The organism is Candidatus Zixiibacteriota bacterium (genome assembly GCA_040752815.1).
Taxonomy (GTDB): Bacteria; Zixibacteria; MSB-5A5; order GN15; family FEB-12; genus JAGGTI01.
Genome location: JBFMGC010000027.1, coordinates 1 through 15,254 on the forward strand (window position 1 = coordinate 1; position 15,254 = coordinate 15,254).

15 protein-coding genes are annotated in these 15,254 nt (G+C 57.7%); 2 read left to right on the forward strand and 13 right to left on the reverse strand.

Annotation, left to right across the window (positions count from 1 at the left end; genetic code table 11):
• Positions 1 to 4: 4 nt before the first annotated feature.
• Positions 5 to 907 carry a M23 family metallopeptidase gene (locus AB1772_08065; protein MEW5796304.1) on the reverse strand — a complete coding sequence of 301 codons (903 nt, stop codon included), beginning with the start codon at positions 905 to 907 and terminating at the stop codon, positions 5 to 7.
• Positions 908 to 1,038: 131 nt separating this feature from the next.
• Entirely contained in the window at positions 1,039 to 1,188 is a 150-nt protein-coding gene (locus AB1772_08070; GenBank protein MEW5796305.1) for a hypothetical protein, read from the reverse strand.
• A 427-nt stretch (positions 1,189 to 1,615) separates the two neighbouring features.
• On the opposite strand from AB1772_08070, the gene AB1772_08075 reads away from it, so the two are divergent.
• Both AB1772_08075 and AB1772_08080 read left to right on the forward strand, forming a co-directional pair.
• The gene (locus tag AB1772_08075; protein ID MEW5796306.1) at positions 1,616 to 2,374 is read left to right on the forward strand and encodes an SDR family oxidoreductase; all 759 of its coding nucleotides are present in this window, start codon (positions 1,616 to 1,618) and stop codon (positions 2,372 to 2,374) included.
• 259 nt (positions 2,375 to 2,633) lie between these two features.
• Complete coding sequence (locus AB1772_08080) at positions 2,634 to 3,311, forward strand: DUF4386 domain-containing protein (GenBank protein ID MEW5796307.1); 678 nt, start codon at positions 2,634 to 2,636, stop codon at positions 3,309 to 3,311.
• 366 nt (positions 3,312 to 3,677) lie between these two features.
• Here the strand turns inward: AB1772_08080 and AB1772_08085 are convergent, their stop codons facing one another.
• The 11 genes from AB1772_08085 to AB1772_08135 are packed head-to-tail and all read right to left on the reverse strand — an operon-like array spanning position 3,678 to position 15,251.
• Positions 3,678 to 4,886: a sodium:calcium antiporter gene (locus AB1772_08085; protein ID MEW5796308.1), complete on the reverse strand. Its 1,209-nt coding sequence runs from the start codon at positions 4,884 to 4,886 to the stop codon at positions 3,678 to 3,680.
• Between the two features lie 25 nt (positions 4,887 to 4,911).
• A complete protein-coding gene (locus tag AB1772_08090; GenBank protein MEW5796309.1) occupies positions 4,912 to 5,817 on the reverse strand; it encodes a CBS domain-containing protein in 906 nt (301 codons plus the stop codon).
• Entirely contained in the window at positions 5,814 to 6,488 is a 675-nt protein-coding gene (locus AB1772_08095) for a DUF502 domain-containing protein (protein MEW5796310.1), read from the reverse strand. Before AB1772_08095 ends, AB1772_08090 begins: the two co-directional genes overlap by 4 nt.
• A 57-nt stretch (positions 6,489 to 6,545) precedes the next feature.
• A complete protein-coding gene (locus tag AB1772_08100; protein ID MEW5796311.1) occupies positions 6,546 to 8,057 on the reverse strand; it encodes an NADH-quinone oxidoreductase subunit N in 1,512 nt (503 codons plus the stop codon).
• A 4-nt stretch (positions 8,058 to 8,061) separates the two neighbouring features.
• The gene (locus tag AB1772_08105; GenBank protein ID MEW5796312.1) at positions 8,062 to 9,549 is read right to left on the reverse strand and encodes an NADH-quinone oxidoreductase subunit M; all 1,488 of its coding nucleotides are present in this window, start codon (positions 9,547 to 9,549) and stop codon (positions 8,062 to 8,064) included.
• Positions 9,550 to 9,576: 27 nt separating this feature from the next.
• Positions 9,577 to 11,664: an NADH-quinone oxidoreductase subunit L gene (nuoL, locus tag AB1772_08110; protein MEW5796313.1), complete on the reverse strand. Its 2,088-nt coding sequence runs from the start codon at positions 11,662 to 11,664 to the stop codon at positions 9,577 to 9,579.
• Positions 11,665 to 11,673: 9 nt separating this feature from the next.
• Positions 11,674 to 11,973, reverse strand: coding sequence for an NADH-quinone oxidoreductase subunit NuoK (gene nuoK, locus AB1772_08115; GenBank protein ID MEW5796314.1), 300 nt, complete (start codon positions 11,971 to 11,973; stop codon positions 11,674 to 11,676).
• Positions 11,973 to 12,491, reverse strand: coding sequence for an NADH-quinone oxidoreductase subunit J (locus AB1772_08120; GenBank protein ID MEW5796315.1), 519 nt, complete (start codon positions 12,489 to 12,491; stop codon positions 11,973 to 11,975). Before AB1772_08120 ends, nuoK begins: the two co-directional genes overlap by 1 nt.
• A complete protein-coding gene (locus tag AB1772_08125; protein MEW5796316.1) occupies positions 12,484 to 13,056 on the reverse strand; it encodes an NADH-quinone oxidoreductase subunit I in 573 nt (190 codons plus the stop codon). The genes AB1772_08120 and AB1772_08125 overlap by 8 nt, the downstream gene beginning before the upstream one ends.
• An 18-nt stretch (positions 13,057 to 13,074) precedes the next feature.
• The gene (gene nuoH / locus AB1772_08130; protein ID MEW5796317.1) at positions 13,075 to 14,145 is read right to left on the reverse strand and encodes an NADH-quinone oxidoreductase subunit NuoH; all 1,071 of its coding nucleotides are present in this window, start codon (positions 14,143 to 14,145) and stop codon (positions 13,075 to 13,077) included.
• Positions 14,142 to 15,251: an NADH-quinone oxidoreductase subunit D gene (locus AB1772_08135; GenBank protein MEW5796318.1), complete on the reverse strand. Its 1,110-nt coding sequence runs from the start codon at positions 15,249 to 15,251 to the stop codon at positions 14,142 to 14,144. Before AB1772_08135 ends, nuoH begins: the two co-directional genes overlap by 4 nt.
• Positions 15,252 to 15,254 lie beyond the last annotated feature (3 nt).

Here is a 15,254-nt window from a genome sequence, read left to right on the forward strand (position 1 = left end):
GTAACTACATGTCGTTTATAATGTAATCGTGCGGATTGAGTACTTTGCCGTTTCGCCAAACCTCATAGTGCAGGTGTGGGCCGGTGGAATATCCAGTCGAGCCTACCCTGCCGATCGTCTCGCCCCGCTCCACCAACTGCCCGCGCTGGACGTCGAACGCCGACAAATGGCCATAGCGGGTGACGAAACCATAGCCGTGATCAATCTCAATAAGTTTACCCAATGCCCGATCCACGACTACCGCCTTAACTCTGCCGGCCGCCGGAGCGATTATCGGAGTGCCGGTATTGCTGGATATGTCGACACCGCGGTGAAGCCGACGGTAGCCCGTGAACGGATCCGGCCTCATACCGTATCCCCTTGAGAGCCAGCCCCTTACCGGCCAGATCGAAGGGGTGTGATCAAGACGATCTTTGATGTCCTCAAGGCCGGCCTCGAGTTCAGCATACTTTTCGAGCTCAAAGGATGAAAGGCGAAGCAACCGGTCAATCTCGGCCTCCGAGACCACTGCCAGCCGCGTGGTTTCGTCAATCATAGGGGCCAAATGCACCAATGGCCCACCGACTCCGAGTTGACGTTCTTCGACATTAATTTCGGGTAGGCCGAACGCGGTGCGTATTGCTATCTCTTTTTGCACCAATTCGTTATAACGAGCATCGGTTTTTTCAAGATCAGCACGCAGCTGGGTGTATTTGTCGGCCAGTACCTTGTTTTCAGCCCTAAGCCGCTCAAGTTCTGCCTGGTCAACCTCACCGGTAAGATAGGCCGATGCCAGAAGCGAGCTGAGCAGCAGCAGGACAGCTACTCCGGCCAGTCCGGCCCAGAGGTACCAAACGCGGACCGAAAGCTGCCTAGAGAGGTTGCTCGAGTCAGGAACAACAATAAATGTCAATCTTCTGTCAAACATCCGTGATTCAACAGGTTTGTGCCGAAATTCTGTATGTCAAAGCCTGGGATCGACAGTACGTTCCGACACGTACATAATGGTTGCCCAACGTAGGCCGCCGGCCACCGCTAGTCAAGCAAAAATCTTTGAGATTATTTTATCAAGATGTACTCGCGGCGGAGTACCTTGTTGACAATCTCGGTCAGCTTATGGGTCTGCAGATTTTGCAGGCTGTACAGGTGCCAGTAGCGTTTCGGGGGTCGCACTACTTTGGTATCCTTACGTACCGATTTACCTGCCATTGCCAACTCCTTCGAACCAGCCCCCGCGGCCCGATGGAGCTCAGCTTCGTATCTCTCATTATAGTATCGGGCTGGAGTCCGGTTTTGTTGATATTTCTCCGAAAAGACCATTGCAGGAGACGTGCCGACACGACAGCGCAACCTCACCATCGGCCAAGAATCTCACCCGATTGCCGCCCAACAACTTACGACCGAACCAACCCGCCTGAATACCAGGCATATTGTGCAGATTTTGAACAGCGAAGCCGTCCGCCGGTCGGAGACGACAGCCGATGCTCAATTGTTGCTGTTCAGATTCTGAAAAAAAGCAGTCTTCTGCCCACCTTCCAAGCGGAGGCTTCAAATCCCAGACATCAGACCAGGTTTGACTCGTTGAGGCCCCGTGCCTAAATTGCCGCCACTTCTTCAACTGAGCGGAGCGTGATTGATGGCCACTCTAACCGACAAAATCGTACTTGTAACCGGGGCATCGTCCGGGATCGGACGGGCAACCGCGATTCGATTCTCCCAGGCAGGCACCCGTGTCATAGTCGCGGCGCGGCGCGATGAGCGGCTTCGGGAGCTGGCTCGCGCACTCCCCAACCCCAGTCATGTTCTCAAACTCGACGTTCGTGACCGCAACGAAGTTGATTTGGCAATTGCGGGGTTGCCCCCGGAATGGCGCGACATCGACATTCTGGTAAACAACGCCGGGCTCAGCCGTGATTTGAGCAAACTCCACGAGGGTCGTCCGGAATCCTGGGAGGAGATGATCGATACCAACATAAAGGGACTACTCTGGGTCAGCCGGGCGGTGACTCCGAGAATGGTGGCCCGGGGCCGCGGGCACGTGATCAATATAGGCTCGATTGCCGGCCACGAGGTCTACCCCGGCGGGAATGTCTATTGCGCCAGTAAGTTTGCGGTCGACGCCCTCACGAAGGGGTTGCGCATGGACCTAGTGGACACGCCGGTGCGGGTGACGACAGTCGACCCGGGCATGGTCGAGACCGAGTTCTCGGACGTACGTTTCTACGGCGACAAGGAGCGGGCGAAGAAAGTCTACTCCGGCATTACGCCGCTCACGGGGGATGATGTCGCCGACGCGATCGTCTGGGCGGCCACCCGCCCGGAGAACGTGCAAATAGCGCAGGTCGTGATTTTGCCGAGCGCGCAGGCCTCGGCGATGGTGGCCCATAGAAAATAGTAGGGCAGAACCCTCGCCGCTTCGGCGAGTGGTTCTGCCATTGGGTACTGTCGGGCGACCCTGCCCGACATCAGGTAGCCCGCCGCTTGCTGTGGGTCGTCGGATTCGCTTAAGCGACTCTCCCGCCAGCACACTCACCGAACCATCATTGGCGGGCCACCGGGGCCTATCATGGTATAGAAGATGCAACTTGTCGCATTACGCATCGTGTTTACACGGGACATCGGAGCAACCTGCAACCAACGAAGGAGACCCACACATGACTCTGAGGACGAACGCGAGAATCGCGGGCATCACGTTTCTGGGCTACATAGCCGCCGGACTCACCAGTATGGCAGTTTACGGCCGGGCAGCGGCCGGAGACGGGATTTCCGAAAGGCTCGCGAGCATCGCCCAGCACGGGTCAGACATGGGCGTTGTCGTAGTGCTCGGACTGGCCCAAAGCTTCGCCGCTCTGACCCTTGCTGTTACGCTCTACGCTATCACGCGCGATCAGGACAGAGATCTGGCGATGCTGGGGATGATTAGTCGAGTCGTTGAGGGGGTAATGGGTGGCCTGTCGGTTTCTTCCACGCTGGCGCTGCAGTGGCTGGCGACTGCCGCCGGTCCGGATGCGCCCGACATCACGGCTGGGCACGCGCTTGCCGCGTACCTCTTTAGAAACGAAATGGCTCTCTCCGCGACCTTCTTCGCCGCGGGGAGCACCTTCTTCGCCTGGCTCATGCTGCGCGGTCGCATGATCCCGGTCTCGCTCGCATGGCTGGGCGTGGTTGCGTCGGTTCTGTTAGTTATCGCCCTGCCCCTGCAGCTCGCAGGAGCCCTCCGGGGCCTGATAACACAGCTCATCTGGTTGCCGATGCTCCTGTTCGAGGTCCCGCTTGCGCTATGGCTGATAGTCAAGGGTGTTGCGGTTCCACGACCGAAGCAGGTTGTGTGATCAGGTAGGCGAGTTGATTGGCGGGCTCGTGGGCGGCAGTCCTGGTCTGCCCCTTCCGGATCCTTTTTCGATACACGGGCAGACCGGGAGAGGCTGTCTCATAAGCTGGAAAAGTTGCGGCAGGCCCTCTGTAGCGCTCGTCGAAAGACGGACGCGGACGGAGACCTGCCGCCGTAATTCTCTCATCTCCAATGGCGTCAGGTCACTGCCCTATTACTCCCGGTCCCCGGGAGTGGCGGGCTAAGGGCCTGACGCAACTCAAACCAAAACTTTTGGGACAGCCTCAGGACGTCTGCCGCGCACGGAAAGAGGTGGGCCACCGACTGGCAGGTTCACGCCAAGGTGAGCAGGCGAAGCGGACCTGCTCTACCTCTTCCGCGGCTTGAGGCCCAAACCGGTTATTGCCGCGGGAAGCAGATGCTTGCGGTTCAGGATATGATAAACTATCGCCAGCACCACATACACCGCGGCGACCTCCATCCTGATTTTCGATACAACAAGTTGGGCCGTGAACAACACCACCAGCAATATACCGTCCATGCGGCTCAGTTTCAAATTGACCAGCACAGCGACGGCGAAGATCGACTGGGCGGCGGTCAGGTACAACTCGTGCTGCTGGAGGGTATCGAGCACGAACGGGCGGATCGCGCCACCCGAGATCGCGAACACGAGCGGGATCGTGCCGACCAGCAAGGTCCACTGGTTCACTTTCGAGGATATCAGTGCTTTGATGGCCGACTGTGCGCTGCCCCGCAGGGTCCAGGTGATCGCGATGATGAACTCGGGCGCCTCGGACGCGATCGGCGCCAGCCACTGCACGAGCAAAAACTCGCTCACCCCGAGCTGGTGCCCGGTCTCCACCAGTGACTCGGCGAACGGCTCGGCCACGAGAAAAATCGCGGCGCCGGACCATATGAAGAAGATCACCGTCATGATCCGCCGGGGCAGATCATTCATGTTGGCCAAAACCTTCACCGGCCCGACAAACTCCGGCTCGGTGACCTCCATCTGGGCAGCCCGCCGAGTGTAAAGCACGAAGAGAGTTACCAGGATGACCGTATCGATGAGATTGAGGCTGCCCTTGAGGGGAATGATGAACGAATAAAGTGTCGCCATGGCGAGATAGAAGATCTCGCAACGCTGGCTTTCGTCGAGGACGAGCTCTTTCTTTTTCCACGCCAGGATAAAGACGAAAAGAATAACCGGCCAACCGACCCCGACCAGCAATCGGTTCGCGCCGGTCATGTTGGCAATGGCGTAATGCGCCTGGGTGGGATCGTGAGCCGACTTCCAGGTAAAGACAAAGTCGACAGCGTACTCCGGCAGAACGGCAATCAGCGCGAGCAGCGCCACCGCCAGTGATTCCGAGATGTCGATCTCGGCGGCTTCCGCGCCCCAGCTAAGTATAAACGCCGCGCCAAAGATACCCACGCCGAACACGAGCGCGCCGAGCCAGGGTGTCAGATGCGTGTGAGTATAACCGAAGTACATTCCCGGTATGGTCACCAGGAAGGCCAGATACAGGAGTATGTAGACGCCGGACTTTACTTCAAGCCGCTCGCGGGGTGCACTCATGTAGTAATTCCTGTGTCGTGGATTCTCAGCCGCGAATCACCATGTTGACGATGTCTTTTCTCAGCAGAACCCCCACGAGCGTGTGCTGATCGGTGACGAACACGCGACGCACGTCCTTGAAAATCATCATCGCCGCAACCTCGACAATTCTCGTATCCGGACTGACCACCTCGTAGTCCTGTCGAAACAGTTGCGCGACTTTGATCTTATCTTCTCGTTTTAGCAGCTCCTCGAACGGCTCGACATCGAGCGAGTAATTGAGATTGGAGATAAGCGCCTTGTAGTCGGGCAGCGCAGCCTTGATCAAGTCGCGGTCGTCGATCACACCGAGCAGCTTGTCGTTCTGATCGACCACCGCCAGGGCCGACAGGCGGTGGCGGAACATCCGGTTGGCCACTTCTTTGAGCGTGTCCTCGGGCGTCACCTTGGCGACATTGTGCCGCATGACGTCTTTGACCATCAGTTCCTTGTCGACCGTCACCCCGGTATCGGCGATCAGTTTGATCAGATCCGCCTTGGTAGCGGCCGCCAGCACTTTTTGAAGGGTTCCCTCGCCGCGGGCAAAGGCAGCCAGGCCGGACAGCGTCTGCAGGTAGAGTTTGGCGATAGTCGACGGCGTGAGCAGCAGGCAGATGACATGCACCGGGATATTGTCGGCGGTCTTCTCAAGCAACCCTTCGCGTGAGATGCCGATCAGGATGTACATTTCGGACACGGCATCGGTGCGGGCGTGCGGGAAGGCGAATCCGCGCCCGTACGAGGTGTTCTCGATTTCCTCGCGCTCGCGGATCGACTGCATGATTTTGACGAGATCAAGGCTGATTCCCTCGGACGTGATCTGCTCGAGCAGCTCGATCACCGCCTCGTCTTTAGTTCGGGCCCGCAGATCCAGCCTGATCCGCCGCTCCATGAGCAAATTAGCAAGTTTCATATACTCTGACCCTTGTCGACAACGACCGGCGCGGGCGAGCCGCTCCTGATCACCTTGGGCGACACCACCCCGCCGGACACACAGAACTTAACACCATCTTCGATTGTCATATCGATAATTCTCACCTCTTCCTCCGGGATCATCACGGTCATTCCGGATACGGGGGTGGGCGTCGAGGGAATGAAACAGATGCAGTACACTCGCTCCTTCCCGTAACTGACTATAGTGACGCGCTGCGTAATAAAACAGATGCTATAAGCGCCGATTCGCGGGTACTCGATCATAGCAACCTGCTGGAACGACGTTTTGTCGGCGCTGGTAATCGAAGTCAGCAGCTGTTTACTGGCGCCGTAGATAGGACGAACAAAAGGCAGTCCGGCCAGCAGGCGGTCGCCGATACGATAGAGCTCCGACCCGATCAGGTTGCGGGTCAGCAGTCCGGCGAGCAAGATAATCAGCAGCGTGGCCAGCACGCCGAGGCCGATATGATAAGTCCCCAGCAGTTTTCCCAGGTACGGGCCGAGAATTCCGTCGATCGTCTCAAACAGAAAGCGGAGTACCAAAAAGGTGATGATAATCGGCACGACCACCAGCACTCCGCCAAGGAAGTACTTCTTAAATATGTCAAATATAGAACCGGCTACCGACATAGTTTCATCGCAGACGGGCACACTACCGCCGGTTAAGGGCGGTAACCAGCTGGAACAAAACACATTTTGAAGCCGGGGTCAAGGGAGTATGAAGCCGAACGAGAGAGGGATTTGCGAGGCGAACTGGATTATCGGTTGGGGATAGAGGCCGAAGAGAATCACGCCGACCAGGCCAAGCAGAATGACCGCCACCGCCGGCGGATTGAAGGCCATAGTTACCGGTTCGGCGCGCTTGCCGAAATACATCAGGCGAATCACGTTGGCATAATAGTACAGGGCGAACACCGATGTCAGCAGCCCCACACCGACCAGCCAGTACAGCCATTGCAGGCCCGGCCGGCTGCCGGCTTGTTTGATCGCCGCCGCGAAGACGTAGAACTTGCCAACAAACCCAGCCAGCGGCGGAATACCGGTCAGCGATAACAGAAACACCGTTAGGGACAGGGCGATAAACGGCGAGCTTCGCGCCAGGCCGTCGTACTCCGCAATCTCGCAACTGCCGGTCTTATCTTCGAAAAGCGTGACGATTGCGAAGGCTCCCATATTGGTGAACAGGTACGCAAACATATAAAACGCTACCGAGGCCAGGCCCAACTCGTTCATGGCGAGCATGCCGATCATCACGTAGCCGGCGTGAGCAATCGACGAGTACGCCAGCATCCGTTTGATGTTGGTTTGACGGATTGCGACAGTGTTGCCCAGGATCATCGCCGCCGCGGCCAGCACGCCCACCAGGACTCCCCAGTCGTTCGGCGCCATGAGCGGTTCGTAGAACGAGAAGAGTCCGACCACCACGACATTGATAAAAGCCACCAGTCCGGCCGACTTGGAGCCGACCGACAGAAACGCAGTCACCGGTGTCGGCGCGCCCTCGTACACATCGGGTGCCCACTGATGAAACGGCGGCAGGGCGAGCTTGAACCCGAGACCGGCGACTATGGCGATTATCGCCAGGAGGAGAATCGCTCCCATCTCCCCCTGCGTGTACAGCTGCTTGGTAGCAAGGCTCATCTGCATCTGAAGCAGGTCGGTGCTGCCGCACAAGCCATACAGGAACGAAATACCATAGAGCAGCAGCGCCGACGAGAACGCACCGACGATCAAGTACTTGATACCGGCCTCGACCGATTTCTTGTCATCTTTGAAGAACGCCGCCAGCACAAAGAGCGGAATGGTGGTCAGTTCCAGGCCGATATACAACGACAGCAGTTCCCGCGACGATGCCAGAAACATCATGCCGACAGTCGAGAGCATGATGAGGCCGAAAAACTCACCGCGATGATTGACGATCTTCTTGTGCGTGATGCCGAGCGAGCTACCGACCGTCATGAACGCGGCGCCTATGAAGATAACCTTGAAAAACAGCGCCAGCGGGTTGTTGAAGAACATGTTGCCGAAGCCGCGACCGTAGCCGGCGTACGCGAGGATTACCCCGGTCAGCGCCAGCACGCCCAGGGAGAGATAACCGACCAGGTTGCCGTTCCGGCGGCGCGTAACGATATCGGCGGTCATCACCAGGAGCGCGCCGAGAAACAGCACGATCTCCGGCGCCATCATGCGCAGACTGACTTCAGGCAGTTGGAACTCCATGGCGTTACCGGGACATCAGCGATATGAGGTTCTGCAGCGTCTGTGTCATCAGCAGGCCGAACGGTTTCGGGTACACGCCGATCCAGAGTGTCAGCGCCATGAGCGGTGCGACAGTCAGAATCTCGCGAAGGTTGATCTCGGTCAGGAAGCCCCAGCGGGATTCATCGAACGGGCCGAGAAATACGCGCTGGACCATTCTCAGTAAATAGGCCGCGCCGAGCAGCACGCCCAGCACCGCGCCGCCGACAATCCACTTCTGCTCCAGCACACCGAACGAGCCGACAAAGATCATGAACTCCGAAATGAACCCCGACATACCGGGCAGGCCGAGCGAGCCCATCGCGAAAAACACCATGATTGCCGTGTAGACCGGAATCTTCGTGCCGAGTCCGCCGAAAGCGGCAATCTCACGGGTGTGGGCCCGGTCATAAATCACGCCCACCAGAAGGAACAGGGCGCCGGTGAGCAGGCCGTGCGAGATCATCTGGTACATGCAGCCGGCTATCGCCTGCTCCGAATTGTAGGCCGCCAGCGCCACCATACAGAAGCCCATGTGCGATACCGATGAATACGCCACCAGCTTTTTCAGATCTTTCTGCGCCATCGAAACGAGCGCGCCGTAGATGATCCCGATCAGGCCAAGCAGAGCGATATAGAAAGCGCTGTCATGCAGTGCCGACGGGAACATCGGCCAGCTGATGCGCAGCATGGCGTACGTGCCCATTTTCAGCAACACCGCGGCCAGGATCACCGATACCGCCGTGGGCGCCTCGACATGCGCGTCCGGCAGCCAGGTATGGAACGGCCAGACAGGGACTTTGATCGCGAAGGCGATAAAGAAGAAGATGAAGCAGATCATCTGGAGCGTGTACGGCAGCATCGAACCCTGCTGAATGTGGGTCAAGATATTCAGCGTATGCGGCTCGCTGTTGAAATAGAGTATCAGGATGGACACGAGCATGAAAATCGAGCCGAACAGGGTGTAGAGGAAGAACTTGATGGCGGCGTACTCTTTTCTCGGGCCGCCCCAGATGCCGATCAGGAAATACATTGGCACCAGCATGATCTCCCAGAACACGTAGAATAGGAAGAAATCGAGCGCCACGAATACACCCATCATGCCGGCTTCGAGCAGCAGGAAGAACGCGAAGTACTCTTTCACCCGGTTTTCGATATTGAACGACGCCACCACCGATATCAACGACAGCAGTCCGGTCAACGCCAGCAAAGGCACCGAGATGCCGTCGGCGCCGAGATAATACTGCACGCTGAGCGCCGGCACCCAGTCGAACGGTCCCTCGACATAGGCCATCAAGTGCGATCCGGCATGGTTGTAGTAGTAGTCCACCAGGAGCCACAGCGACTGCACGCAGGGGATCGCGGCGAAGAAAGTCGTGGTCCAGCGCACCGCCCACTTGTTCTGTTTCGGCAGGAACATGACCACGATCATCCCCACCAGCGGGATGAAGATCAATTGACTGAGTATGCCCATCTATTCGCTATCCTCCAGGTCTCTATCCTATTTGTCGCTCTCCGGCGTCTTGGCGGGCGCGGTTTCAACGGCGGGACGCCGCGCCGAAAGTCCAAGGAGCAAGGCACCCAACAGAAAGACCACGGCCATGAGCGGCCACCAGGCACTCGGCCAGAGTCTCGAAATTCCCAGAACCACAATCATCAACAGGATAAACAACGCATAGAACTGCACACCGCCAGACTGCAGGAAACGCAGCCCATGACCAATCTGCCTGACCACCCAACCGGAGCCGTTGACTGCACCGTCGACCACGTGCACGTCAAACACCTGCTTCGCCTCGGACCAGAAAACCGTGAACCAGGCCGAGCCGTTTACCAGGCCGTCGATAATCCAGATGTCAAAATTCCACAGCCAGCGGGTGAGCGCCATGACCGGACGAATCAAGATGAAGTCATAGAACTCATCGAACCACCACTTGTGGTAAGACAGATTGTAGAGCGGCTTGAACGTCTCGGCGATCTTGTCCGCCGAGATGGCTTTCTTGTGGTAGATCAGCCAGGCCAGCGCAATTCCCGCGAGACCGATGGCCACCGAGCCGACCATCAGCGGGATATTCCAGTGAATGTGATACGGCTCCCCGTGATAGACAAACGCCGGCATCCAGCCCGGTATCGCCACCCACCCGGCGCAGACAGAGAGGACGCCAAGAAAGATCAGCGGCCAGGTCATATTCGCCGGTGATTCGTGGGCATGCTCGTATCGGTGGTGGTCACGCGGCTCGCCGAAGAACGTCAGGAAGCAAAGACGCCACATGTAAAACGCGGTCATGAACGCGATCAGCAGCGTGAACACCATGAAGACTGGATGACCCAACGTAGCGGCGACTATTTCATCTTTGGACCAGAACCCGGCCAGCGGGAATATGCCGGCGATGGCCGCCGACGCAATCAGAAAGGTCCACCCTGTTCTGGGCATCTTTTGGAGCAGGCCGCCCATGTCGCGAATGTCGTTGGTGTGCACGGCGTGAATCACTGACCCCGCGCCAAGGAAGAGCAGCCCTTTGAAGAACGCGTGGGTCATCAGGTGAAACGTCCCCGCGTAGTAGCCGGGCGAATGATGGCCGTGGGCGGTATCGTAGCCGTACAGGCCGAGCGCCATGATCATGTAACCGAGCTGGCTGACTGTCGAATAAGCGAGGATGCGTTTTATGTCGTTCTGCGTCAGGGCAATACTGGCGGCCAGGAACGATGTTATCAAGCCGATCGTAGCCACCACAAACGATGCCTCAGCCGAGCCGACGAAGATGTCCATAGTTCGTGCCACGAGATAGACTCCCGCAGCGACCATTGTAGCAGCATGGATCAGTGCCGAGACCGGCGTGGGGCCTTCCATGGCGTCGGGAAGCCAGACGTGCAGTGGAAATTGCGCGGATTTGCCTACTGCGCCGCAGAAGACACCAATCGCCGCGATGACCAAAATCTCCGGAGCAATCGCGCCTCCGGATACCGCGGCGAAGACTTCATGGTAATTAAACGTCCCCGCATAGGTGCCGATCAAAAGGAGTCCGCCGATGAAGCCGAGGTCACCTATGCGAGTCGTTATGAAAGCTTTCTTGCCGGCATCGGCCGCAACTTTCTTCTCGAACCAGAAACCGATCAGCAGATACGAGGTCAGCCCGACCAGTTCCCAGAAGATGAAGATCATGAAGAAGTTGTTGGCCAGCACGAGACCGAGCATCGAAAACAGAAACAGCGAGAGATATGCAAAGAAGCGGCTGAACTTGGGATCACCGTGCATGTAGCCAAGTGAGTATATTTGCACGCAACTGCCGACCGTGGTTACTACCACCAGCATGATCGCGGTGAGGGGATCGACTAATATGCCGATCTCCAGGTTGGCGCGCGAAAAGGCGGTCAGCAGCACCTTCCATTCGTAAGGGGTTACGTGCGCTCCGTGGGCGCCGGCGTACTTGGCGATGGTCTCTATCAGCACCCCGATCGACATGACCCAGCCGAGGACGATCATCCCGATGGCGAATCCCGAGGCCAATTTTTCCCGCCAGCGCAAGAAAAACACAATCATCAGGAACGAGAAGAGCTGGAGCAGCGGAATCAGGTATGAGAGTTCGGTCATCGCGGCGCCCTACCACTTCATAATCGAATAATTCTCGGTCTCGATACCGCGCCAGTTCCGGTAAACGAGCAGCACGATCGCCAGACCGACTGTCGCCTCAGCCGCCGCAACAACTACTATGAAGATCGCGAACATCTGTCCGGCGAGGCTGTCGGTCATCACGTACCGATTGAATGTGACCAGATTTATGTTGGCGGCGTTGAACATCAGTTCCAAAGACATCAAAATGCCGACCGTATTGCGCCGGGTAATGACACCGAACAGCCCGATTCCGAAAAGCACTGCCGCCAGCATCAGGTAGTACTGCATCAGGCGCTCTCCTTTCGAGCCAGCACAATCGCGCCGATCATCGCTGCCAGCAGCAGCACGGAGACCACCTCGAACGGCAGCATGAACTGGGTCAGGAGCAGCTTACCGATAGTCAGGATATTGTTCTCCGGCAGGGCGGCCTCGGCCATCTGCCAGACCTGGGCCTTAGTGGTCAGCTTGATAACGAACAAGACGCCCACTGCGAATACCACGCAGGCCAGCAGCGCCACACCTGCTTTCTGATTCGTCATAACGATCTTTCTGGAGGCCAGGTTTGAAGTCAGCATTATCGCGAAGACCATGAGGATCGCCACCGCACCCACGTAAATAAGCACCTGCGCAGCCGCCAGGAACTCGGCGCTCAGCAGAACGAAAATCCCCGCTACCCCGGACAGGCAGAGTATCAGAAAAATGGCGCAGTGGAAGATATTCCGAAGGGACACGACCATAAATCCCGAAACCAGGATGACAATCGAGAACACCCAGAACACAAAGCCGGGTTGAGCGGTCTCAGCCATGGCTCTCCTCCGGGCTGGACGCCGACGGGGCGGGCGGATCGACCGGTGACGCCTGGGCCGGAGCGGACGCCGTGGCAACTGCGGCAACTTTCGGCGCGGCTTCTTTAGGCGCTTTCTTCTTGCGGGTATCGATATAGTCCACGTCGCGTCCCACTTCCTGCAGTTTCTTCACGTCCCAGATCAGATCGTCTTTGTTGAGAGCGGAAAACTCATATTTCGAGGCCATCTTGATCGCACTGAAGTTACAGGCTTCCTCACACAGGCCGCAGAAACAGCAGAGGCCGAAATCGATGTCAAAAGACTTGAGCACACGTTTTTTGTCTTCGCCGCGGGGGGCATCAATTCGGATGGCCGCAGTAGGACACGCCTGCATGCAGAGCAGACACGACGTACAATTAAGCTCACCGGTCTCCTTGTCGGAGAGCAGCACGACAATGCCGCGCGAGCGCTCCGGCATCGGCCACTTTTCCTCCGGATATTGGATGGTGACGGCGTGCTTGCCCAGATGCTTGCCGGTGATCTGCATCCCCTTGAGAAGATTCCACATGTCTTTCAGCACACCCATATCAAGACCAACCCATCGCTACCAGTACCAGCCCAGTTGTTTCATCAGAGCGGCCAGAATCAGATTGCCGAAAGTCACCGGCACGAGGAATTTCCAGGCGAACTCCATCAGTTGATCGACCCGCAGACGCGGGTAGGTCCAGCGAAACAGCATCAGCAGCAGGACTACCGCCAGGGTTTTGATGAGGAACCATAGCCACGACGGCAACCAGGGGCCGTCCCAGCCGCCCAGAAACAGCGTCACGGCTATCGCCGAGACAGTAAACATGTTGACAAACTCGGCCAGGAAAAACATGGCAAACTTCATCCCGGAGTACTCGACATTGAACCCGGCCACCAGTTCCTGTTCCGCTTCTGGAATGTCAAACGGCGTGCGGTTGGCCTCGGCGGTGGCGGCCACGATGTAGGTGAGAAAGGCGATCGGGCCGAACGGGACGCGGAAAATGAACCAGTTGAATATGCCGAGGCCGTTCTGCGACTCGACTATATCCACCATCGAGAGCGAGCCCGCGAATACCACCACCGTGAGGATCGATGCCACCATCGGCACCTCGTACGAGATCACCTGTGCCGCCGAACGCATTCCACCGAGCAGGGCGTACTTGTTGTTCGAGCCCCACCCCGCCATAAGCAGCGCGATAATAGTGAATGTAGTCACCGCCATGATGTACAGGATACCTATGTTCAGGTCGGCGACAATCAACCCGTCCCCGAAGGGGATGCAAATATACGCGAGAAACGCCGCGACAAAACACATGACAGGCGCCCAGAAGAAGACAAACTTGTCGCGGGCATCGATGGTGACATCCTCTTTCTGCAGAAGTTTGATGGCGTCGGCGATGGTCTGATACCAGCCGTGCCAGCCGTTGCGCATCGGTCCGTATCGCTGTTGGATATGACCGGCGATCTTTCGCTCCCACCACACGAGAAAGAGCGCCACCAGCGCGAGCACCCCGAACACGACCACGCTGAGCCCGGTGTAGCTGATTACCATGACCCAGAGCGGCGAGAGACCGGTATCGGCCAGGAGCTGATATGCCCAGCGAAAGATGTCCGCCAACTCAAGGGAAACGAGCGCCAGGGGAATCATCTATCCACCTCCGGCAGGATGACGTCAAACGTCGCGAAAATCGCCACCAGATCGGCGATCAGGTATCCCTTGCCGCGCACAATCTCCGGCAGGAACTGAAGCTGGTTGAACGATCCGCCCCGGGTCTTCACGCGCACCGGTTTTTCGGAACCGTCGGATACCAGATAGACACCCATCTCGCCGCGCGAGTTTTCGATTCGCACATACACCTCGCCCGGCGGCGGCTTGAATTTCGCTTTGACCTTGGCGCGGACTTCACCTTCCGGCAGACCGTCGAGCGCCTGCGAGACAATCTTCAGAGATTGGCGTATTTCCTCAAGTCGGACCAGGTATCGGTCATAGTTGTCGCCGTTCCACCGTATGGGGATATCGAAGTCGAACTTGTTGTAGATCGAATACGGGTCATCGCGGCGCAGGTCGTATTTCACTCCCGATGCTCGCAGCACCGGCCCGGATACTCCCCAGGCTATCGCTTGCCGCGGATCGGCACAACCGACCCCTTTCATGCGGGCCAGCCAGATCGGATTCTCGTTAAGAATACCCTCATACTCGGGGAGCTTGCTTTCGATGATTTTGATCGCCTCGCGGCACTTGGGGACAAATTCCGGGGGAATGTCACGCGATACCCCGCCAATGCGGATGTAGTTGTATGTCAGGCGCTGGCCGCAGGTCATCTCGAACAAATCCATGATCAGCTCGCGCTCACGGAGACCGTACAGAAACGGCGTCAGCGCGCCGACATCCATCGCGGTGGTGCCAAAGAAGATCAGGTGCGACGCCACCCGGTTGAGCTCGAGCATGATCACACGCAGATACTCGGCCCGCTCGGGGACTTCGATCTGCGCCAGCTTTTCGGCGGCCAGCGAAAAGACATAGTTGCATGACATCGCCGTCACATACTCGAACCGATCCAGTATCGGGATGCACATCGGGTAGGTCCGGTTCTCGCAGATCTTTTCAATCGAGCGGTGGAGATACCCCACATACGGCACCACATCCATCACCTTCTCACCGTCCATGGTCAAGAGCAGTCGACACACCCCGTGGGTCGAGGGGTGGTGCGGCCCCATGTTGATCTGGTATTCCTCGGTGTGCAGTTCCGGCATGGC